Origin of the sequence: Rhodococcus sp. P-2 (assembly GCF_016598535.1) — a bacterium.
In the GTDB taxonomy this organism is placed as follows: Bacteria; Actinomycetota; Actinomycetes; order Mycobacteriales; family Mycobacteriaceae; genus Rhodococcus_F; species Rhodococcus_F baikonurensis.
In genome coordinates this window covers 5,049,214-5,071,559 of sequence record NZ_CP066779.1, presented here as the reverse complement: position 1 = coordinate 5,071,559, position 22,346 = coordinate 5,049,214, and the positions used below count along the sequence as shown (strand labels likewise).

At 63.5% G+C, this 22,346-nt stretch carries 20 protein-coding genes; 14 read left to right on the top strand and 6 right to left on the bottom strand.

Annotation, left to right across the window (positions count from 1 at the left end; genetic code table 11):
- Positions 1 to 2: 2 nt before the first annotated feature.
- The 4 genes from sufC to I7X09_RS23765 all read right to left on the bottom strand — a co-directional run bounded on the left by sufC (position 3) and on the right by I7X09_RS23765 (position 4,482).
- Positions 3 to 809, bottom strand: a complete 807-nt coding sequence (gene sufC / locus I7X09_RS23780; RefSeq protein WP_095970175.1) for a Fe-S cluster assembly ATPase SufC — start codon at positions 807 to 809, stop codon at positions 3 to 5.
- 61 nt (positions 810 to 870) lie between these two features.
- Positions 871 to 2,091, bottom strand: coding sequence for a Fe-S cluster assembly protein SufD (sufD, locus tag I7X09_RS23775; protein ID WP_124568616.1), 1,221 nt, complete (start codon positions 2,089 to 2,091; stop codon positions 871 to 873).
- The gene (gene sufB, locus I7X09_RS23770; RefSeq protein ID WP_003944799.1) at positions 2,091 to 3,551 is read right to left on the bottom strand and encodes a Fe-S cluster assembly protein SufB; all 1,461 of its coding nucleotides are present in this window, start codon (positions 3,549 to 3,551) and stop codon (positions 2,091 to 2,093) included. Before sufB ends, sufD begins: the two co-directional genes overlap by 1 nt.
- Positions 3,552 to 3,735: 184 nt before the next feature.
- On the bottom strand, positions 3,736 to 4,482 hold the full coding sequence (locus I7X09_RS23765; protein WP_296555487.1) for a helix-turn-helix transcriptional regulator: 747 nt from the start codon (positions 4,480 to 4,482) through the stop codon (positions 3,736 to 3,738).
- A 130-nt stretch (positions 4,483 to 4,612) separates the two neighbouring features.
- On the opposite strand from I7X09_RS23765, the gene mptB reads away from it, so the two are divergent.
- From mptB to I7X09_RS23740, 5 genes are all read left to right on the top strand, one after another.
- A complete protein-coding gene (mptB, locus tag I7X09_RS23760; protein ID WP_200313971.1) occupies positions 4,613 to 6,367 on the top strand; it encodes a polyprenol phosphomannose-dependent alpha 1,6 mannosyltransferase MptB in 1,755 nt (584 codons plus the stop codon).
- Positions 6,364 to 7,305 (top strand): ABC transporter ATP-binding protein, encoded by a 942-nt coding sequence (locus I7X09_RS23755; RefSeq protein WP_007727917.1) that lies wholly within the window; start codon positions 6,364 to 6,366, stop codon positions 7,303 to 7,305. Before mptB ends, I7X09_RS23755 begins: the two co-directional genes overlap by 4 nt.
- A gap of 14 nt (positions 7,306 to 7,319) precedes the next feature.
- Entirely contained in the window at positions 7,320 to 8,156 is an 837-nt protein-coding gene (locus I7X09_RS23750) for an ABC transporter permease (RefSeq protein ID WP_378375607.1), read from the top strand.
- 47 nt (positions 8,157 to 8,203) lie between these two features.
- A complete protein-coding gene (locus I7X09_RS23745; protein WP_234036974.1) occupies positions 8,204 to 9,598 on the top strand; it encodes a hypothetical protein in 1,395 nt (464 codons plus the stop codon).
- Between the two features lie 253 nt (positions 9,599 to 9,851).
- Positions 9,852 to 10,826 (top strand): COX15/CtaA family protein, encoded by a 975-nt coding sequence (locus tag I7X09_RS23740; protein ID WP_185564770.1) that lies wholly within the window; start codon positions 9,852 to 9,854, stop codon positions 10,824 to 10,826.
- Positions 10,827 to 10,891: 65 nt separating this feature from the next.
- On the opposite strand, the gene I7X09_RS23735 is transcribed toward I7X09_RS23740, so the two are convergent.
- On the bottom strand, positions 10,892 to 11,254 hold the full coding sequence (locus tag I7X09_RS23735; protein WP_095970181.1) for a hypothetical protein: 363 nt from the start codon (positions 11,252 to 11,254) through the stop codon (positions 10,892 to 10,894).
- Between the two features lie 83 nt (positions 11,255 to 11,337).
- On the opposite strand from I7X09_RS23735, the gene I7X09_RS23730 reads away from it, so the two are divergent.
- Complete coding sequence (locus I7X09_RS23730) at positions 11,338 to 12,303, top strand: quinone oxidoreductase family protein (RefSeq protein ID WP_200313968.1); 966 nt, start codon at positions 11,338 to 11,340, stop codon at positions 12,301 to 12,303.
- A 56-nt stretch (positions 12,304 to 12,359) separates the two neighbouring features.
- On the opposite strand, the gene I7X09_RS23725 is transcribed toward I7X09_RS23730, so the two are convergent.
- Complete coding sequence (locus I7X09_RS23725; RefSeq protein WP_003944994.1) at positions 12,360 to 13,343, bottom strand: heme o synthase; 984 nt, start codon at positions 13,341 to 13,343, stop codon at positions 12,360 to 12,362.
- Positions 13,344 to 13,544: 201 nt separating this feature from the next.
- Between I7X09_RS23725 and tkt the strand changes: the two genes are divergently transcribed.
- The 8 genes from tkt to I7X09_RS23685 all read left to right on the top strand — a co-directional run bounded on the left by tkt (position 13,545) and on the right by I7X09_RS23685 (position 22,338).
- The gene (gene tkt, locus I7X09_RS23720; RefSeq protein ID WP_200313966.1) at positions 13,545 to 15,647 is read left to right on the top strand and encodes a transketolase; all 2,103 of its coding nucleotides are present in this window, start codon (positions 13,545 to 13,547) and stop codon (positions 15,645 to 15,647) included.
- Positions 15,648 to 15,652: 5 nt separating this feature from the next.
- Entirely contained in the window at positions 15,653 to 16,777 is a 1,125-nt protein-coding gene (tal, locus tag I7X09_RS23715) for a transaldolase (RefSeq protein WP_166810208.1), read from the top strand.
- Between the two features lie 4 nt (positions 16,778 to 16,781).
- Positions 16,782 to 18,326 (top strand): glucose-6-phosphate dehydrogenase, encoded by a 1,545-nt coding sequence (gene zwf, locus I7X09_RS23710; protein ID WP_200313964.1) that lies wholly within the window; start codon positions 16,782 to 16,784, stop codon positions 18,324 to 18,326.
- Complete coding sequence (gene opcA, locus I7X09_RS23705; protein ID WP_095970270.1) at positions 18,326 to 19,234, top strand: glucose-6-phosphate dehydrogenase assembly protein OpcA; 909 nt, start codon at positions 18,326 to 18,328, stop codon at positions 19,232 to 19,234. Before zwf ends, opcA begins: the two co-directional genes overlap by 1 nt.
- Complete coding sequence (gene pgl / locus I7X09_RS23700) at positions 19,227 to 19,967, top strand: 6-phosphogluconolactonase (protein WP_095970183.1); 741 nt, start codon at positions 19,227 to 19,229, stop codon at positions 19,965 to 19,967. Before opcA ends, pgl begins: the two co-directional genes overlap by 8 nt.
- A 325-nt stretch (positions 19,968 to 20,292) precedes the next feature.
- Positions 20,293 to 21,213, top strand: a complete 921-nt coding sequence (locus I7X09_RS23695) for an SDR family oxidoreductase (protein WP_200313962.1) — start codon at positions 20,293 to 20,295, stop codon at positions 21,211 to 21,213.
- 25 nt (positions 21,214 to 21,238) lie between these two features.
- Entirely contained in the window at positions 21,239 to 21,583 is a 345-nt protein-coding gene (locus tag I7X09_RS23690; RefSeq protein WP_166810211.1) for an iron chaperone, read from the top strand.
- Between the two features lie 107 nt (positions 21,584 to 21,690).
- The gene (locus I7X09_RS23685) at positions 21,691 to 22,338 is read left to right on the top strand and encodes an AAA family ATPase (protein ID WP_234036694.1); all 648 of its coding nucleotides are present in this window, start codon (positions 21,691 to 21,693) and stop codon (positions 22,336 to 22,338) included.
- The last annotated feature ends 8 nt before the right edge of the window (positions 22,339 to 22,346 follow it).

The following is a 22,346-nucleotide window of genomic DNA, read 5'->3' as shown; positions in this document are numbered from 1 at the left end:
GATTACGCTCCCTGGGTAGCTGCGGTGTCCGCGGTAAAACGAACGTAGCCGTTGGTCTCGAGCTCGTCGGCCAGTTCCGGTCCGCCGGACTCGACGATGCGGCCACCGACGAACACGTGAACGAAGTCGGGGTTGATGTAGCGCAGAATGCGCGTGTAGTGCGTGATCAGCAGAACGCCGCCGTTCTCGCGCTCCTTGTAGCGGTTGACACCTTCGGAGACGGTGCGCAGAGCGTCGACGTCGAGGCCGGAGTCGGTCTCGTCGAGGATCGCGATCTTCGGCTTGAGCATGCCCAACTGCAGGATCTCGTGGCGCTTCTTCTCGCCACCGGAGAAACCTTCGTTGACCGAGCGCTCGATGAACGAGGGGTCGATCTCGAGCTCGCTGAGGGCTTCCTTGACTTCCTTGACCCAGTGGCGCAGCTTGGGAGCCTCGCCTCGCACGGCCGTAGCGGCGGTGCGCAGGAAGTTGGACATGGAAACGCCGGGGACCTCGACGGGGTACTGCATGGCCAGGAAGAGCCCGGCACGTGCACGCTCGTCGACGCTCATCGCGAGGACGTCTTCACCGTTGAGGGTGATGGAGCCGGACGTGACCTGGTACTTGGGGTGACCGGCGATGGCGTACGACAGAGTCGACTTGCCGGAGCCGTTGGGGCCCATGATCGCGTGGGTCTCGCCGGAGCGGACCGTCAGGTCGACACCCTTGAGGATCTGGATGGGCTCGGCGTTCGCATCGGAGTTGGCGACCTCGACGTGCAGGTCACGAACCTCGAGGACCGAGGTGGTGTTGTTGTCACTGGTAGACATGAAATTCCTTCAAGATGAGGCGGGCGAGCGTAGCGACGGGGTGGTGTCGCCGGCGGGGCGGTCAGGAGCCGACGGCTGCGAGTTCGGCTTCGACTGCGGCTTCGAGGCGATCGCGCACCTCGGGAACAGCGATCTTGTTGATGATTTCGTGGAAGAACCCACGTACGACCAGACGGCGAGCCTGATCCTCCGGGATACCACGAGCACGCAGATAGAACAGCTGCTCGTCGTCGAAACGTCCCGTTGCACTTGCGTGACCGGCTCCGACGATCTCACCGGTCTCGATTTCGAGGTTCGGAACCGAGTCGGCGCGGGCGCCGTCGGTCAGCACCAGGTTGCGGTTGAGCTCGAACGTGTCGGTGCCCTCCGCTGCGGCGCGGATGAGAACGTCGCCGATCCACACGGTGTGCGCGTCGGGCTTGCCGGATCCGGGATCGCCCTGAAGCGCACCCTTGTAGACCACGTTGGACTTGCAGTTGGGCTGCGAATGATCCACCAGCAGACGCTGTTCCAGGTGCTGGCCGGCGTCGGCGAAGTACAGGCCGAGCAGTTCGGCGTCGCCGCCCGGTCCGTCGTACTTGACGGTGGCGGACAGGCGAACCAGGTCGCCGCCCAGGCTGATCGAGGTGTACCGAAGCACTGCGTCGCGGTTCAGGCGAGCATGGTGTGACGTGACGTGAACTGCATCGTCCGCCCAGTCCTGAATCGCCACCACGGTCAACTGCGAGCTGTCACCGAGAACGAATTCGATGTTCTCCGCAAAGGTTCCGCTGCCACGCTGGTCGATCACGAACGTCGCCTTGGCGAACTGCGCCAGACGAATCTGGGTGTGTCCGAAGGCGACATTGTCGACTCCGGGGCCGGTCATGGTGACCACGACGGGCTTCTCGACCTCGACCTCGGCACCAACCGAGATGACCGTCGCAGTCTCGAAGCTCGAGTACGCCTGCGCTGCAATGCGATCCGCAGGAACACCAGCCTTGCCCAGACGCTCGTCGTCACGGCCGACGGTCTCGACGGTGATGTCGCTTCCCCCGTCCACCTCGACGGTGACCTGAGCGTTGGCAACGGCACTGCCGTCGTGCAAGCCGCGCAGACGACGCAGCGGGGTGAACCGCCAGATCTCGTCACGTCCGCCCGGGACCTCGAATGCATTGACGTCGAACGAGGAGAACTGCTCACCCTTGTTCGTGATGGGCGAGCCGGTGGCTGCACCCTTTACTGGAGCGGTCGGGTTCTCCCCGGCAACAGCTCCGATGACTCCGGTCTCTGGCGTGGTCACTAACCCACAGCCCCTTCCATCTGAAGTTCGATAAGGCGGTTGAGCTCGAGCGCGTACTCCATCGGGAGTTCCTTCGCGATGGGCTCGACGAATCCACGCACGATGGTGGCCATCGCCTCGTCCTCGGTCAGTCCGCGGCTCATCAGGTAGAAGAGCTGATCGTCGCTGACCTTGGACACCGTGGCCTCGTGACCCATGGTGACGTCGTCCTCGCGGATGTCGACGTACGGGTAGGTGTCGCTGCGGCTGATCTGGTCGACGAGCAGAGCGTCACACTTGACGGTCGACTTGGAGCCGTGGGCACCCTTGTTGACCTGAACCAGACCGCGGTACGACGCACGTCCACCGCCACGGGCGACAGACTTGCTGATGATGGTCGAGGACGTGTGCGGCGCGAGGTGGAGCATCTTGGCGCCGGTGTCCTGGTGCTGGCCCTCGCCGGAGAACGCGACGGAGAGAACCTCACCGCGGGCGTACTCGCCCATCAGCCACACGGCCGGGTACTTCATAGTGACCTTGGAGCCGATGTTGCCGTCGACCCACTCCATGGATCCGCCGGCTTCGACCTTGGTGCGCTTGGTCACCAGGTTGTAGACGTTGTTGGACCAGTTCTGGATGGTCGTGTAACGGCAGTGGCCGCCCTTCTTCACAATGATCTCGACTACGGCCGAGTGCAGTGAATCGGACTTGTAGATCGGCGCGGTGCAACCCTCGACGTAGTGCACGGAGGCATCTTCGTCGACGATGATCAGGGTGCGCTCGAACTGACCCATGTTCTCGGTGTTGATGCGGAAGTACGCCTGCAGCGGGATGTCCACGTGGACTCCCGGCGGAACGTAGATGAACGAGCCGCCCGACCACACGGCGGTGTTCAGCGCGGAGAACTTGTTGTCGCCGGCCGGGATGACCGATCCGAAGTACTCCTTGAACAGCTCCGGGTGCTGCTTGAGGCCGGTGTCCGTGTCGAGGAAGATGACGCCCTGCTCCTCGAGATCCTCACGGATCGAGTGGTAGACGACCTCGGACTCGTACTGAGCTGCGACGCCGGCAACGAGGCGCTGCTTCTCCGCCTCGGGGATGCCGAGCTTGTCGTACGTGTTCTTGATGTCCTCGGGCAGGTCTTCCCACGACTCGGCCTGCTTCTCGCTGGACCGGACGAAGTACTTGATGTTGTCGAAGTGAATGCCTTCGAGGTCGCTGCCCCAGTTCGGCATCGGCTTCTTGTCGAAGGTGCGCAGCGCCTTGAGACGGATGTCGAGCATCCACTCGGGCTCGCTCTTCTTGGCGGAGATGTCCCGCACGACAGCCTCGGACAACCCGCGCTGCGCGCTGGCTCCGGCTTCGTCGGAATCGGACCAGCCGTAGCCGTAATGACCGAGGGACGCGATGGTCTCTTCCTGCGTGAGCGGCTCGGTGCCTGCTGCCGCAGTGGTAGTCGCCTGGTCTGATGTGACGGTCATGCGAGCTCCTTCCGGAGTCTTGTTTCTTGACGGCTGCTCGGTTTCAGCGAGGGCTGGTCGCTGCGGTCGAGCAGTTCTGACTTTGAAGAACTAGCTGAAAAATCTCTATTCGAACGCTGCTCTGCGGAATCACTCTGTAGAACAACACTCTCGGTAGAACTCTCGGTAGAACACTGTGATCCGGTCATCTACTCCCGGTGGACACGAGGGGCACGTGCGTCGTGCAGGCGCAGTCACCGTTGGCGATGGTTGCCAGACGCTGGACATGCGTTCCGAGCAACTGCCGGAATGCTTGCTGCTCTGCTTCGCACAGTTCCGGAAACTCTTCTGCCACATGGGAAACCGGGCAGTGATGTTGGCAGATCTGCACACCGTTGCCGACCGGCCGGGTCGACGCTGCGAACCCCACCGCGTTGAAGGCTTCGGCGATTGCGTCCGCTGTCGCCTCGACGTTGTCGACATCCGTCGGATCAGCCGGTTCGACGTCTCCGACGATCGCCTGAACCCGACGCTTGGCGAATTCCTCGATTGCCGCATCTCCGCCGATTTCACGGAGTTGCCGCATCGCGGCTCCCGCCAGATCGTCGTAGGTGTGGCCCAGGCGCCCGCGACCGGTCGCGGTGATCTGGAACTGCTTGGCGGGACGACCTCGTCCGCGCTGGCGCAGCGACGACGCCGAAGCCGTTCGGGCTTCGCCGGACTCGATCAACGCATCCAAGTGACGTCGGACACCTGCTGCACTCAAACCGAGGCGTGTGCCGATTTCGGAGGCGGTAATGGGGCCTTCTTCGAGTAGCAGCTTGACCACTGCGGCCCGGGTCTGGCCTTCGACGCCCACCGTCACCGGATTTGCGACAGCACTCTGCGAGGTCGCTACAGTGGGCTGACCTGCAACTTCCTTGCTTCGAGGGTCTGACGCATTTCTTTTCACAACACAAGTGTGACGGAATTCTTTTCGCAGGTCTACTAAGGGCAACCTGCATTACATTCGGGAATATCCGGACAACGTACGTTGTTTGTGCTTGTCTGTCCGGCTGGATGGAGCCGCTACGCTGCCTGGTGTGCCGCAGACCCCCGAGAAGACGACGACCGCGCGATCGGCGCGCGCGATCCTGCTGGAAAAACCCAAGGCACTCGCGCTTTCCACGATCGGCGTTCGGCCTTTCGGTTCCGCTCCCCGGCAGAGTATGGCCGCGGTGTTGCACGGCGACGAAGACGAGCGCCCGGGCCTGAATGCGAAGGAAACTGCACAACTGCGCGGGATCCGCAGATTCGGAGCAACCGGCGCGGTATTGATGGCAGTCGGCGCACTCGGCGCGGGCGCACAACCCGTCCTTCAGAATCCGACCGCAGGACTTCGAGTCCTCAGCCTGCCCGGACGTATGCCGACCGTCTCACTCACCATGACGATGACCGGAACCGTGCTCGTCGTTCTCGCCTGGCTGATGATGGGCCGATTTGCTGTCGGGGACATACGCAGCCGTTCCGGCGCGCCGCGGCGTATGACCCGTTCTCAGTTGGACCGCACACTGCTGCTGTGGATCCTGCCGCTCTCGGTCGCGCCGCCGATGTTCAGCCGCGACGTCTACTCGTATCTGGCACAAAGCGAAATCGCGGCCCGTGGACTCGATCCGTATGCCATCGGCCCCAAGGCGGCGCTGGGCGTCGACCACGTTCTGACCCGCACGGTTCCGACGATCTGGCGCGACACCCCAGCTCCGTACGGACCGTTCTTCCTGTGGCTGGGACGCGGGATCAGCTCGCTGACCGGCGACAACATCGTTGCCGGAATCTTCTTGCACCGCCTGCTCGCATTGGCCGGCGTCGCGCTCATCGTGTGGGCGATACCGCGCCTGGCCAAACGATGCGGTGTCTCTGCCGTCAGTTCACTCTGGCTCGGTGCCGCGAACCCGCTGTTGCTCTTCCACTTGGTGGCCGGCATCCACAACGAAGCTCTCATGCTCGGGTTGATGCTCGCCGGAATCGAGATCGCCCTCCGGGCAGTCGAAGGGTCCGAGCCCATCCGTGGGCAAGCACTGTTCTATCTCGTCGCGGGATCCGGGTTGATCGCGTTGTCCTCGACGGTCAAGATTCCGTCTTTGCTTGCACTGGGATTTGTCGGCATGGCGTTGGCCCGGCGTTGGGGTGGAACCTGGAAAGCCCTGGCGGGAGCCGCGATTCTTCTGGGCATCGTTGCCGCCGTCGTCACGTTTGTCATCAGCGTGGCCAGTGGGCTCGGTATGGGTTGGATCAACACCCTCGACACCGCCACCGCAGTCCGGAGTTGGATGTCCATCCCGACGCTGCTGGGCGTCGGCACGGGATTGGCCGGCGTACTGCTCGGGCTCGGTGATCACACCACCGCGATCCTCACGATCACGCGGCCCATCGCGACTCTCGTCGCCATGCTCGTCACCGCGCGGATGATGATCTCGGTATACATGGGTCGCATTCATCCGGTCGGTGGACTCGGCATCGCCCTCGGCGCGATCGTTCTCCTGTTCCCCGTCGTTCAGCCGTGGTACCTGCTGTGGGCGATTCTCCCGTTGGCCGCGTGGGCCACCGCGCCGATCTTCCGTATCCCAGCTGTGGTCTTCACTTCGATCGTCAGCGTCATGTTGATGTCCAACGGCGCCGAATATCTTCCGTTCATGATCGTGCAGGCCGTCATCGCGACCATCCTCACCGCCGGAACGCTCATCGTCTTCACCCGCAATTCACTCCCTTGGCGTAGCGACAAGCCAGTAGCGGAGATCACGAAAGGCGGACCGGTAGACGAAGACAACTCGGCGGGGGCTTACGCTGATTCCCCGTGACCTCGAGAGCCTCCAGATCGTCGACGCCGGCGGTACAGATCCAGGGTGTCGTCAAGTCCTTCGACGGTGTTCGAGCCGTCGACGGTATCGATCTCACTGTCGAGACGGCCCAGGTCGTTGCCCTGCTCGGCCCCAACGGAGCCGGTAAGACAACCACCGTCGAGATGTGCGAAGGGTTCGTCACCCCAGACGCCGGCACCGTTCGGGTGCTCGGACTCGACCCCATCGCCGACTCCGGTGAAGTCCGATCGCGAATCGGCGTCATGTTGCAAGGCGGCGGCGCGTACCCCGGGTCCAAGGCCGGAGAAATGCTCGACCTCGTCGCCGCATACTCGGCCGACCCGCTCGATCCCGCCTGGCTGCTTTCCAAACTCGGCCTCACCGATGCGCGCAAGACCCCGTACCGTCGTCTCTCCGGAGGCCAGCAGCAACGACTGTCCCTGGCATGCGCGCTGGTCGGCCGTCCTGAATTGGTATTTCTCGACGAACCCACCGCCGGACTCGACGCTCAGGCGCGTCTACTCGTGTGGGAACTCATCGACGCTCTGCGACGCGACGGCGTGAGCGTCCTGCTCACCACGCACCTCATGGACGAGGCCGAAGCGCTCGCCGACGAACTGGTCATCATCGACCACGGCAAGATCGTCGCGTCGGGAACGCCGGCGGAGGTCACCAGCAAGGGCGCAGAAGGACAACTCCGTCTGACGACAGTTCCGGGTTTGAGCCTCGATTCGCTGGCCGGTTCACTCGCCGGGTTCCGCATCGAGGAATCCAACCCCGGCACCTACGTCGTCGAAGGGGCAATCGATCCGGCAACCGTGGCAACGGTTGCGACGTGGTGTGCCGATCAGGACGTGCTGATCAACGACATTCGCGTCGATCAACGGAGTCTGGAAGACGTCTTCCTCGAATTGACGGGCCGGGAACTGAGGGGATGACGGAGATCAAGGTCATGAACGAAACAGCGTCGAACGGCCAGAGCAGTCCCATCAGCGTTGCCAGAGACCGGCGGCTCGCCGAGAACCGCTTCGAGCCAGGCACCTTCTCGCCGGATCCCCGCCCCAGTTCGGCGGCCAAGATGCTGGCGGCGCAGACCAAACTGGAGCTGACACTTCTGCTCCGCAACGGTGAGCAATTGCTGCTCACCATGTTCATCCCGATCACCCTCCTCATCGGACTGTGCCTACTTCCGATCGGCGATTTGGGCGATTCTCGGGTCGATACCGTGCTCCCTGGTGTCATGATGGTTGCCGTGATGTCGACGGCGTTCACCGGACAGGCCATCGCCGTCGGATTCGATCGCCGATACGGCGCGCTCAAACGACTCGGTGCCACTCCCCTCCCACGGTGGGGAATCATCGCCGGTAAGAGCGCTGCCGTCATCATCGTTGTTGCCCTGCAGTCACTGCTGCTCGGTGCCATCGGCTTGGCGTTGGGGTGGCGTCCGTCGGTCGTCGAACTTCTACTCGGCGCCGTGGTCATTGCCATCGGTACCGTTACCTTTGCAGCGCTGGGACTGCTGCTCGGCGGCACGTTGCGCGCAGAGATCGTTCTCGCGCTCGCCAACGTCTTGTGGTTCATCATGGTGGGCATCGGCAGTGTGGTCTTCGCCAGTGGCGAACTGCCGACCGCTGTTCACACGCTGGTGCGAATAGTTCCCTCCGGCGCTCTCGCACATGCACTCGAAGCGGCCCTCGACACCTCGATGGACTGGTTCTCGATTCTCGTACTTCTCATCTGGGCCGCGGTGGCCGGTGTCTGCGCAGCAAGGTGGTTCAAGTTCACGTGAGTACACGACGGACAGCTCAGATCGTCGGCTGTGTGGCCGCAACAGTGATGTTGTGTGCCGGACCCGCAACGGCGACCCCTTCGGTGTCCGGTCCACTCGCACCTGCAAATCCGCACCTCGGTCCCGTCGGCACCTCCACCATGCACGGTGACGCCGGCTCGTCCGACGTCACTCCGCTGTCTGGTCCCGGAACCGGCCCCCACGAGGTCACTGCCTTCCCGATGATGGCCGCCTGCCCGACGGTCCTCCAGGGTTCCGACGGAATGGTCGTCTCGCTCTGCACGACGATGATCGGCCAGATCCCCACCATCCATTTGATCGATCCGAAGGCCGACGCCACGCCGTTGGGTAGATCCGTGGCACAACTGCCGCTCGCGAAGGGCAGTCTGCTCGGCGGCGTCTACGCCTACCTCGACAACGAGAACCGTCTCGTCGCCGTCGACGGAAACCGTCAACTGGTTCGCATTTCCCATGCTCAGAATCCGGACGGCAGTTGGCGGCTGGAACTTGCGGATGTAGTCGATCTCAGTGGCGCGGTTGCCTCCGACGACAACGTCACCGGCCTCGCTCCGGACTGGGAAGGCAATGTCTGGTTCGCCACCGGGCACGGCACCGTCGGGTATGTCGGCACGGATCGGATCGCGCACAGCCTTGCGCTTCCCGAGGGTGAACAGGTGCAGAACAGCATCTCCACCTCCCCGACGGGTACTGCCGTCGCGACAACCCACGCGCTCTACCAACTGAAGCGAACTGGCGACGAGGTCGTCATCGACTGGCGTCAGCCGTACGACCGCGGGCCGGCCCGCAATCCGGGTCAGCTCAGCTGGGGAACCGGATCGACGCCGACGTACTTCGGACCTTCGACGGGCAGCGATTTCTTGACCATCGTCGACAACGCTCATCCGACGGTGAGCTTGCACGTCTATCGCGCTGACACGGGCGCCGAGGTGTGCACGCAGCCGGTGTTGTCCGCGGCCAGCCAGGACGGCTCGCCGAGCGGCAGCGAGAACTCCCCCGTCGGCATCGGTCATTCCGTCTACGTCGCCGGCACTTACGGATACCCGTACCCCACGACTCCTGAAGGTGCCGGTCCAGCAGTCCCCGCCACGGCACCCTTCAACGGCGGAATGACCCGCGTCGACATCGATCCGGTCGGCTGCCATGTCGTGTGGGACAACACCATTCGTAGCTCTGCGGTACCGCACCTGTCGACGGCTGACGGCTCGATCTACACCGTGACACGGGACGGCGCTGCGAACACCTCTCCGCTGGACGGTTACTCGTTCGCGGTGATCGACTCGAAGGACGGGTCACAGATCGGTTCGACTCCGCTGCCGTCGACCATCCTCAACGACACCCTGCAGATGTCGGCACTCATCACCGAGTCCGGCGAGTACTTCCAGGGAACGATCTCGGGAATCGTGCGGGTTCGCGCGAACTGATGCGAGCTGGCTCCACGGCGCTGCGCAGTTCTGCCCCCGACGACATGGGGCAGGCGCGGAGCGAGCTGCCCCCGACGACATGGGGCAGGCGCGGAGCGAGCTGCCCCCGACGACATGGGGCAGGCGCGGAGCGAGCTGCCCCCGACGACATGGGGCAGGCGCGGAGCGAGCTGCCCCCAACGACATGGGGCAGGCGCGGAGCGAGCTGCCCCCAACGACACTGTGTAGTTGACGGGGAACTACGATCGTTGGCGTGGTGAATCGTGTGTATGCCGGATTTTTACGCTTGGTGGATCGACTACCTCTCCCCTCGCTGAAAACGCAGAAGATCATCGCGTTCATCGTGATCCTGACGCAGGGTGGCATCGCTGTCACCGGCGCGGTGGTGCGCGTGACGGACTCGGGACTCGGCTGCCCGACGTGGCCGCAGTGCTTCCCCGGTAGCTTCGTCCCGGTCGGCCACGGACAGGTCGCGGTGATTCATCAAGCCGTCGAATTCGGCAACCGCCTGCTCACGTTCCTGGTTGTGATTGTCGCTGCCGCTATCGTGCTCGCGGTGACTCGCGCTCGCCGCCGCAAAGAGGTGCTTGTCTACGCCTGGATGATGCCGCTCGGCACGGTCGTTCAGGCAGTCATCGGCGGTATCACCGTCCTCACAGGCCTGCTGTGGTGGACGGTGGCAATCCACCTGGTGGCGTCGATGCTGATGGTCTGGGTCGCCACGGTGATGTACGCGAAGATCGCCGAACCCGACGAGGCAACAACTCTGATCGTGATGCCGAAGCCGCTGCGTTGGCTGACCGCGCTGTCCGGAGTTGCGCTCGCCGGCGTGCTGGTCGCTGGCACCCTCGTAACGGGTGCAGGCCCGCACGCGGGTGACAAGGGACTGGACCGAACGGTGCCCCGCCTGGAAATCGAGATCGTGACGCTCGTTCATCTGCACTCGCAGTTGCTGGTCGGATACCTCGCCCTGGTCGTGGGTCTGACCTTCGGCCTGTATGCGGTCGGGACATCCGCGGCGGTGAAGATCCGCTTGAAGGTCCTGCTGGGACTTATCCTCGCGCAGTCACTCATCGGTGTCGTTCAGTACTTCACCGATGTGCCGGAGGTCCTGGTGATCATGCACGTCGCCGGTGCCGGTCTGTGCACCGCTGCGACCGCTGCAGTGTGGGCCGCGGGTAAGACCCGCCAGTTCACGCCGACCAGCTCGCCCGTACCAGCTGCCTGATACTTTTCAATACACGTGTGGGGCGTAGGAACACCGAAAGGTGTTCCTACGCCCCACACGTCGTTTCAGGATTCGTTGCGTGCTTTCGGGAACCGAGTCTGGTTGGCGACCCAACCGGCCATCTTCTTGAAGTGGCCGTCTTGCGGGGTGACGATGCTCGTCAGCTCACGCTCCCACTCGGCAACGGTGACGGTGTCGAAGGAAGCGACGACCGCGTTGGCCGTGGCGAGGTCCTCGACGACCTGATCACCGAGGATGCCGTCGGCACCTACGAGGGTGATACGGACGCCGGCGAGGCCGACCGGCTGGATGACCGCGCTGGCGGTGCCGCCGTGCTCGGCGACGAACTTGGTGATGGCGTTCACCGTGGACTTCGGCAGTTCCGGCGCGGACGGGGTGGCGTCCGACTTCTCGGTATCGGTGCTCATGACTCGACAATACTGGTCGGTAGCCCGAAAGCGACACCAGGCATGGACTGAGCGTCGGCCGCCTCGGGTGTAGAACAGAAACCATGCGAGCCATCTACGTGACCGAGACCGGCGGACCAGAGGTTCTGACTCTGACCGAACAACCCGAACCGACACCCGGCCCAGGCGATCTACTCGTCAAGACCGAAGCGATCGGCATCAATTTCATCGACACGTACTTCCGAATGGGCCAGTACAAGCGTCCGCTCCCCTACATTCCCGGCGACGAGGGCAGCGGTGTCGTCGAAGCTGTCGGATCCGACGTCTCCGAATTCGCTGTGGGCGACCGTGTCGCGTGGGCTGCGGCCACCGGCAGCTATGCCGAGAAGGTGGCTGTTCCCGCCGCAGTCGCCGTGAAAGTGCCCGACGGTGTCCCCGCCTCGGCCGCGGCGTCGGCGCTCCTGCAGGGGATGACAGCGCACTACCTCGCGAAGTCGACGTATCCGATCCAGAGCGGCGACACCGTGCTCGTGCACGCAGGTGCGGGTGGCGTCGGGTTGATCCTGACGCAGATGGCCGTCAGCCTCGGTGCGAAGGTCATCACCACTGTGTCATCGGATGCGAAGGAAGAACTCTCGCGCGGCGCCGGCGCCTCGGAGGTCTTGCGGTACGAAGAGGACATCGCAGCGCGTGTGCGGGAATTGACCGGCGGCGAAGGAGTAGCGGCAGCGTACGACGGTGTCGGCGCGACGACCTTCGATTCGAGCTTGGCTTCCGTGCGTATCCGCGGCACGGTCGCGTTGTTCGGTGCGGCCAGTGGACCGGTTCCGCCTGTCGATCCGCAGCGGCTCAATTCGTCGGGATCGCTGTTCCTGACGCGTCCGACGCTCGCGCACCACATTCGCACTCGCGAGGAACTGACCTGGCGTGCCGGCGATGTCTTCGACGCCATTGCGGCCGGGAAACTCGATATTCGCGTCGGCGCCGAGTATCCCCTCGCCGATGCGGCGACGGCCCATCGGGATCTGGAAGGTCGAGCAACGACAGGATCAATCGTTCTGATCCCCTAGCGAAGTGCTGTGCGCCTTTATTAACCGCCCGCGGTTGATAAAGGCGCACAGCAGAATCAGCTGAGCATGTCGCTGATCGTCTGGAGTCCGAGAACCGAGTCGACGGCGAGGCCGACGAAAACGATCGCAAGATAGTTGTTGGACTGCAGGAACAGGCGCAGCGGCTTGACCTGAGCACCGCCACGAACGCTGCGGTACAGCTGATGCGCCATGAGCAGGAACCACGCACCGGCGACGATGGTGATGGCAGCGTAGATGACGCCCGAGGCGGGCACGAGGACAAGCGTCGTGACGACCATTGCCCAGCTGTAGAACAGGATCTGCTTGGTGACGTGCTCTTCGGTGGCGATCACCGGAAGCATGGGAACACCGGCAGCTTTGTAGTCCTCTTTGTAGCGCATGGCGAGCGCCCAGGTGTGCGGCGGCGTCCAGAAGAAGATGATCAGGAACAGCACGACGGGCTGCCAGCTCAGCGACCCGGTGACAGCGGCCCAGCCGACTAGCACGGGCATGCATCCGGCAGCGCCACCCCAGATGACGTTCTGCCAGGTACGACGCTTGAGCACCATCGTGTAGATGAGGACGTAGAACGCGATCGTGATCACGACGAGGATGCCGGCGAGGAGGTTGGCTCGCCACCACAGCCACAGGAACGATGCGAGTCCGAGAAGGAGCCCGAAGACGAGCGCGTTACGTGTCGGTACCGCCTCGCGGGCCAGCGGACGCTTCGCCGTGCGCTTCATGACCTTGTCGATGTCGGCGTCGACGACGCAGTTGAGCGAGTTCGCACTCGCCGCGCCCATCCAGCCACCGAAGAGGGTGCTGAGGATCAGAACGATGTCGACTGTTCCGCGATCGGCCAGCAGCATTGCCGGAATGGTTGCCACCAACAGCAATTCGATCACTCGCGGCTTCGTGAGCGCGATATAAGCCAGAACCTTGCCCGTTGCGCGACCCCACACCGTATCGGTATTGGTCGCCCGCGGGGCGGCACCTGGGCTGCCGAAGCCATGTCCGCTCGGCTGTTGCCCTGTCCGCACGTTCTCTCCTTGCACCACGCGTTACCGCACTAACTCTTCACGACACACTGCTGACACTGTTCTCTACTACGAACGATGGTAGACCGCAGCCATTGAGGAACCGAATCGACCCGGACAGCCAGGACCATTAGGCTGGGTTACGCAGTGGAGGGACACCCCACCCTCGCAATCCACGTACACCATGTCAGGAGACATCTGCCAGTGTCGATCACAGACGAGATCCACGTCCTCACGCAACCCGTCCACCCCTCGGACTGGACCGACCTGGACACCAAGGCTGTCGATACCGCCCGCGTGCTCGCCGCCGACGCGGTTCAGAAGGTCGGCAACGGCCATCCCGGAACTGCAATGAGCTTGGCGCCGTTGGCATACACCCTCTTCCAGCGCGTCATGCGCCACGATCCTTCGGATGCAGAATGGGTCGGCCGTGACCGCTTCGTTCTTTCCTGTGGTCATTCGTCCTTGACGCTGTACACCCAGCTCTACCTGTCGGGCTACGGTCTCGAGCTCGCTGACCTCGAAGCTCTCCGCACGTGGGGCGCTCTGACCCCCGGTCACCCCGAGGTCGGCCACACCGTCGGCGTCGAGATGACCACCGGTCCGCTGGGCCAGGGTCTCGCCTCCGCAGTCGGCATGGCGATGGCCGCGCGTCGTGAGCGCGGACTGTTCGATCCGGAGACCCCGGTCGGCTCCTCCCCCTTCGACCATCACATCTACGTGATCGCGTCCGACGGTGACATCGAAGAAGGCGTCACGTCCGAGGCCTCGTCCCTCGCCGGTGTCCAGGAACTGGGCAACCTCATCGTCTTCTACGACGACAACAAGATCTCCATCGAGCACGACACCACCATCGCTCTCGGCGAAGACGTCGGAAAGCGATACGAGGCGTACGGCTGGCACGTTCAGCACGTCGAAGGTGGCGAGAACGTCTCCGGCATCCTCGACGCGGTTGCCGCGGCCAAGGCCGTCGTCGATCGTCCGTCCATCATCTTGCTCCGCACCATCATCGGTTTCCCGGCTCCGAAGAAGATGAACACCGGCGACGTCCACGGCTCCGCTCTCGGTGCCGACGAGGTTGCCGCGGTCAAGGAAGCCCTCGGCTTCGATCCGGCCAAGTCCTTCGACGTCGATGCCGACGCGCTGGCTCACGCCCGTGAGGTCGTCTCCCGCGGCGCCGACGCACGCAAGGCATGGCAGGTCGAGTTCGACGCGTGGGCCGCACGTGAGACCGAGCGCAAGGAACTATTCGACCGCCTGTTCGCCGGGGAATTCCCCGCCGGCTGGTCCGACGCTCTGCCGACCTACGAGGCCGACGCCAAGGGCGTTGCGACTCGCAAGGCCTCCGGTTCTGCACTCAACGCGCTCGGACCGATCCTGCCCGAGCTGTGGGGCGGCTCCGCCGACCTCGCAGGCAGCAACAACACCACCATCAAGGGTGCAGATTCGTTCGGTCCCTTCTCCATCTCCACCAACGACTGGAATGCGCAGCCCTACGGCCGCACGCTCCACTTCGGTATCCGTGAGCACGCGATGGGCTCGATCCTCAACGGCATTGCGCTGCACGGCCCGACCCGCCCGTACGGCGGAACCTTCATGGTCTTCTCCGATTACATGCGTCCGGCGGTTCGCCTGGCCGCACTGATGAAGACTGCCGTCACCTACGTCTGGACCCACGACTCCATCGGTCTCGGCGAAGACGGCCCGACTCACCAGCCGGTCGAGCACCTCGCTGCTCTTCGTGCGATCCCGAACCTCGCCGTCGTCCGCCCGGGTGACGCCAACGAGACCTCGTTCGCATGGCAGGCAGCACTCGAGAACAAGACGGGCCCGACGGCTCTGGCACTCACCCGCCAGGACATCCCGGTTCTCGAAGGCACCAAGGAGAAGGCTGCCGAGGGAGTCAAGCGCGGCGCTTACGTCCTCGTCGACGCAGCCAACGGTTCGCCCGAGGTCATCTTGCTGGCCACCGGTTCCGAACTGCATCTGGCCACCGAGGCTCGCGAGACCCTCGAAGCTCAGGGCGTCGCAACCCGCGTCGTCTCCGTGCCCTGCCTCGACTGGTTCCTCGAGCAGGATCAGGCGTACCGCGACGAGGTCATTCCGCCCGCCGTCCGCGCGCGCGTGTCCGTCGAAGCCGGAATCGCGATGCCGTGGTGGCGCATCCTCGGCGATGCCGGTCAGGCCGTCTCGCTCGAGCACTACGGCGCTTCCGCCGATTACAAGACCTTGTTCCGGGAGTTCGGCATCACTGCCGACGCGACTGTCGAAGCCGCGCAGCGCTCCCTCGCAGCTGTGAAGGGATGATCTCGATGACACAGAACGTGAATACCGAAAAGCTCTCCGCTGCAGGCGTTTCCATCTGGCTCGACGACCTCTCGCGAGATCGCATCCAGTCCGGCAACCTGCAGAACCTCATCGACACGAAGTCGATCGTGGGCGTCACGACCAACCCGTCGATCTTCCAGGCGGCACTCTCCAAGGGATCGGCCTACGACGCTCAGGTCCGTGAGCTCGCACAGCGCGGCGCCGATGTCGACGCCACCATCACCGCGGTGACCACCGACGACGTGCGTGCTGCGTGTGACATCCTCGCTCCGCAGTTCGAGGCGTCGAACGGCGTCGACGGACGCGTGTCCATCGAGGTCGATCCTCGCCTGGCACACGACACCGACGCCACAGTCGCGCAGGCGATCGAGCTGCACAAGATCGTCGATCGCCCGAACGTCCTGATCAAGATCCCCGCGACGTTGGCAGGCATTCCCGCCATCGCCAAGGTGATCGGCGAGGGCATCAGCGTCAACGTCACCTTGATCTTCTCGGTCGAGCGCTACGAAGCAGTCATGGGCGCATACCTCGACGGTCTCGACACCGCCAAGGCTGCCGGCCGCGACATCTCGTCCATCGAGTCGGTCGCCTCGTTCTTCGTTTCCCGCGTGGATTCCGAGATCGACAACCGCCTCACGGCAATCGGCACGCCGGAAGCCCTCGAGCTTCGTGGCAAGGCTGCACTCGCAAACGCGCGTCTGGCGTACAACGCGTACCAGCAGATCTTCGAGGTGCAGCCGCGCTTCCAGGCTCTTCTGGCCGACGGCGCCAAGGCTCAGCGACCGCTGTGGGCGTCGACCGGCGTGAAGAACCCGGATTACCCCGACACGCTCTACGTCACCGAGTTGGTTGCGCCGAACACGGTCAACACCATGCCGGAGAAGACGCTCGACGCTCTCGCCGACCACGGCGAGATCACCGGCGACACGATCTCGGGCACCGCTCAGGAGTCGCAGGCGGTCTTCGATCAGCTCGCTGCAGTCGGCATCGATCTTGCGGACGTGTTCAAGGTCCTCGAGACAGAGGGCGTCGACAAGTTCGAGGTGTCCTGGAACGAGTTGCTCGACGCAACCGCCGAGCAGCTCCGCGCAGCAACCCAGAAGAGCTGAGCCTGTGAGCGATTCCGCGGCGGCATCAGATTGGGTGAATCCCCTTCGGGACAGCACCGACAAACGGCTTCCGCACATTGCGGGGCCCTGCGCCCTGGTGATTTTCGGTGTTACCGGCGACCTTGCCAGGCGCAAGCTCATGCCCGCCATCTACGACCTCGCCAACCGTGGACTGTTGCCGCCCGGATTCGCTCTGGTCGGGTTCGCCCGGCGTGACTGGACGGACGAGGACTTCGCGAACGTCGTCCTCGAAGCAGTCAAGGACGGCGCTCGCACCAAGTTCCGTCAGGACGTGTGGGAGCGGCTCGCCGAAGGCATCCGGTTCGTGGAGGGCAGTTTCGACGAGGCCGAGGCCTTCCAGAACCTGTCCGACACGTTGGCCACGCTCGACAACGAGCGTGGCATCGGCGGCAATCACGGTTTCTACCTTGCGATTCCGCCCAACGCGTTTCCTCAGGTGCTCGAGCAGCTGTCGGCGTCGGGCCTCGCGCAGGCCGAGGACGGTCAGTGGCGGCGAGTCGTCATCGAGAAGCCGTTCGGTCACGACCTCGAGAGCGCTCGCGAACTGAACGCCGTCGTCAACAAGGTGTTCCCCGAGGACACGGTCTTCCGTATCGACCACTACCTCGGCAAGGAAACCGTCCAGAACATCCTGGCTCTGCGCTTCGCGAACCAGTTGTTCGATCCGATCTGGAACGCGCATTACGTCGACCACGTCCAGATCACGATGGCCGAGGACATCGGCCTCGGTGGCCGTGCCGGGTACTACGACGGCATCGGCGCAGCCCGCGACGTGATCCAGAATCACCTGCTGCAGTTGCTCGCGTTCACGGCGATGGAAGAACCCATCAGCTTCGAGCCGCTCAACTTGCAGGCGGAGAAGATCAAGGTCCTCTCCGCTACTCGCCTCGCCGAGCCCCTCGACGAGACCACCGCCCGCGGTCAGTACGCGGGCGGCTGGCAGGGTGGGCTGCCCGTGGTCGGGCTTCTCGAAGAAGACGGCTTCGCAGCGGACTCCATCACGGAGACCTTTGCCGCCATCACCCTCGAGGTCGACACCCGCCGCTGGGCGGGTGTGCCGTTCTACCTACGTACCGGCAAACGACTCGGCCGTCGCGTCACCGAGATCGCGGTGGTGTTCAAACGTGCACCGCACCTGCCGTTCGACAAGACGATGACCGAAGACCTCGGCCAGAACGCTCTAGTCATCCGGGTGCAGCCCGACGAGGGCGTCACCATGCGGTTCGGTTCGAAGGTCCCCGGATCGAGCATGGAAGTCCGTGACGTCAACATGGACTTCTCGTACGGTCAGGCTTTCACCGAGTCGTCACCGGAAGCGTACGAGCGACTCATCCTCGACGTGTTGCTCGGCGAGCCGTCTCTCTTCCCGGTCAATGCCGAAGTCGAATTGTCTTGGGAGATCCTCGATCCCGTCCTCGAACACTGGGCAGCCGGCGCCAAGCCGGAACCCTACGAGGCCGGAACGTGGGGACCCCCGTCTGCGGACGAAATGATGCAACGCACCGGACGCGAATGGAGGCGACCCTAGTGATTCTCGATTTGCCGTCCACCACCACGGTCCAGGTCAGCAAAAAACTGGTCGAGGTCCGCAAGACCGGCGGCGCTGTCACCTTGGGGCGAGTGTTGACGCTCGTCGTCTGCACCAGGGACACCGGGAACGCCGAGGAAGCCATCGAGGCTGCCAACGAGGCAAGCCGAGAGCACCCTTGCCGCGTCATCGTGCTTCTGCGTGGTGACGAGCAGAGTGAGCCTCGACTCGACGCTCAGATCCGTGTCGGCGGAGACGCCGGCGCCTCGGAGGTCGTGGTGCTGCGCCTCTACGGTCCGTTGGCCGATCACGAGAGCAGCGTCGTGATCCCGTTCCTGCTTCCCGACACACCGGTTGTTGCCTGGTGGCCCCTCGAGGCACCTGAGATTCCGGCCAAGGATCCTGTCGGGAGGCTCGCGATACGGCGTATCACCGATGCAACCGGCGCGCCCGATCCGACTGCCACCATCAAGGGTCGACTCGCGTCGTACACCGCCGGTGACACCGATCTCGCCTGGAGTCGCGTCACCTATTGGCGCGCTCTGCTCGCGTCGGCTCTCGATCAGCCGCCGCACGAGAAGATCACCTCCGCAGTGGTCTCCGGTCTCAAAACCGAACCGGCACTGGATATTCTCGCCGGTTGGCTGGCAGCCAAGATCGACGGTCCGGTCATCCGGCGTACGGGTGAGCTGACGGTCGAGTTGAAGCTCGAGACCCGCAGCATCTCCATCAGTCGTCCGCAGGAGGGAACGACTGCAACCTTGATCCGCACCGGTCAGCCTGACGCGTTGGTTTCTCTGGGGCGCCGAGAGACACGCGATTGCCTCGCCGAGGAATTGCGTCGACTCGATCCCGACGAGATCTACGAAGAAGCGCTGGCAGGACTGGAGAAGGTGACCTATGAGTGAAGTTGTCGTAGAGAAGTTTTCCGACGCAGGCAAACTGGTCGATGCTGCTGCCGCACGCCTGGTCACGACCATCGTCGACGCCCAGAAAGCTCGCGGAGTCGCGTCCATCGTTCTGACCGGCGGCGGAACCGGCATCGCACTTCTCGAGAAGTTGCGTGCGGCTCCCGGCGACATCGACTGGTCGCAGATCGATCTGTACTGGGGCGACGAGCGGTTCCTGCCGTCCGGCGATCCCGAGCGGAACGAAGTGCAGGCACGTGAGGCACTCCTCGATCACGTCGCGGTCGATCCCGACCGGGTGCACCCGATGGCTGCATCCGACGGTATCTACGACGGTGATCCCCACGGTGCGGCGACGGCGTACGAACAACTGCTAGGTGCTCAGGCGCACGGCAATCAGGTTCCGACGTTCGACGTGCACCTGCTCGGTATGGGCGGCGAAGGGCACGTCAACTCACTGTTCCCGCACACCGATGCTGTTCGCGAAGAAGCGCGTTTCGTCGTCGCGGTGACGGACTCCCCCAAGCCGCCGCCGGTTCGTATCACGCTGACGCTGCCTGCTGTTCGGCGAGCCAAAGAGGTCTGGCTACTCGTCTCCGGCGCTGCAAAGGCCGAGGCCGTTGCCGAAGCCGTCGGAGGTGCTTCCGCCGAAGACTGGCCGTCAGCCGGTGCCACCGGTTTGGTTGCGACACGTTGGTTCCTCGACACGGACGCCGCCTCGCAGCTTCCGTAATCTGATTTCACGGATCTGATTTCACACCGGGCCGGGAATCGTCTTCAGGCGATTCCCGGCCCGGAGGTGCATCGAGGGTGTTCTCACAGTGGCAAGTCCCGACTACAAGACGAGTCCGGATCAGAGGCGAATTCCCTTTGGATGCAACTGAACTCAATCCCGAAATTCCACTTCTCCAACGGGCACTCTGCCCCACACAACGATTCATTTCTCTCCCTGTCTCGTTCTTCGAACAATTACTTCCTTGGACGCCGCGGAGTACGGTTCGGTTCCGCTGATCGCCCTCGCTCTTGAACGAAGCAATCCAGGCGAGAACAATCGAACAATGTCGTGGACACCGAATCCGGACGCACTTCGCGGGCGAGTTGCTGTTGTTGCCGGGGCGACGAGGGGCGCCGGACGCGGGATCGCCGCAGCCTTGGGCGAGGCCGGTGCAACCGTCATCTGCACTGGCCGGAGCACATCTGCCGGAATACTTCAGTCGGACTATCCGCGCGGCGAAACCATCGAGGAGACGGCAGAGCTGGTCACCGAACTCGGCGGCGTCGGCGTGCCGATTGCCGTCGATCATCTCGAGAGCACGCAAGTGGCAGATCTCGCCGAACCCTTGCGTGCTGACTATCAACATGTCGACATCTTGGTCAATGACATCTGGGGCGCGGAACTGCTCAAGGGTGGGCCGGCGGAGTGGAACACGCCGGTATGGGAACTCGATCTGGACAAGGGCTTTCACATCTTGCGTCTGGCGATCGACACCCACATCACCACGTCGCATCACCTCCTGCCGCTGATGATCGATCGGCCAGGCGGACTCGTCGCCGAGATAACCGACGGCACTACCGAATACAACGCGTCGAACTATCGCATCTCGGTGTTCTACGACTTGGCGAAGGTGTCCGTGAACAGGCTCGCATTTTCGCAAGGCCACGAACTTGCCCCGTTCGGCTGTACTGCCGTCGCCATCACTCCCGGGTTCCTGCGATCAGAGATGATGCTCGACAGTTTCGGTGTCGGCGAATCGAATTGGCGTGACGCTTTGTTGCCGGTTCGAGATGGTCCGACTGCGCCTGCGGATTTTGCCCGCTCCGAGTCACCAAGATTCATCGGACGTGCGATCGCCGCCCTCGCCGCCGATCCGAATCGGAAGCGATGGAATCAGCGATCGGTCAGTTCAGGCGAACTCGGAACGGAATACGGGTTCACCGACACCGACGGCAGCCGACCGGATTTTTGGCGAGCCAACTGAATCCGACTGTGATTAAGATCCGTTCATGGCCGAATTCGCGACGATCGACCAATACATTGCGTCGTTTCCCGCCGACGAGCAACGAGTCCTCGAGAGCATTCGCGAGACGATCCACAACACCGTTCCCGGCCTCGATGAAACCATCAGCTATCAGATGCCCACCATGAGAGTGAACGGGAAGAACCTGGTTCACTTCGCAGGCTGGAAACACCACATCTCGATGTACCCGCTCCCGGCAGGTGATGCAGAGTTCGAGAAGTCCGTCGACCCGTACCGGGCTGCGAAATCAACGGTGAAGTTCCCGCTGAACAAACCGATCCCTCTCGACCTCGTGGCCCGAATCGTCGAATTGCTCGCGCAGCGCCACTAGCCCCAGTTCCCGTCGGAGCCTTGTGAGAGCGTATGGCCGTGCAGAGACAACCCATCCGACACATCAAAGCCGGGACATCGTCAGGCGCTGACGTAGGCAGCTGGCCGATGACGGTACCCGCTGTTGCGCAGATCGTTCAGGACGGTCTCGAACTTCCACCGGGTGTCACCATTCTGGTCGGCGAAAACGGAGCGGGAAAGTCGACCGTCATCGAAATTCTTGCCGCCGTTCTCGGTCTCAATGCCGAAGGCGGGTCGACCAATACGCGGCATCAGACTCGATCGAGTGAACCGGGCGGCCTCGACCTTGTGGTCGAGCGGAGTCCCGGCGCATCGAAGTGGGCGTACTACCTCCGAGACGAAACATTGCACGGGCTGTACACGTATTTGGAGGACAACCCCAATCCCAGGCGGCCTGAACCGCTTTACCATCACCTCTCCCACGGTGAGGCGCTGCTCGAGATCCTGTCGTCGAGGACCTCAGACGGTGGCTTCTATCTCATCGACGAACCCGATGCCGCACTCTCCTTCCAAGGAACTTTGACGCTGGCCGCGTTGCTTGGCGAGCTGGTGGAATCCGGCGCGCAGGCGTTGATCGCGACGCACTCGCCGATCATCGCGGCGCTGCCGAACGCCAATCTGCTCGAGATCGGCGAATGGGGAATCAGGAGTGCAGCCTGGGAGGACCTCGACCTCGTCTCGAACTGGCAGCGATTCCTGCACGACCCGCAGACGTACCTGCGCCACCTGATCTAACCTGGAAC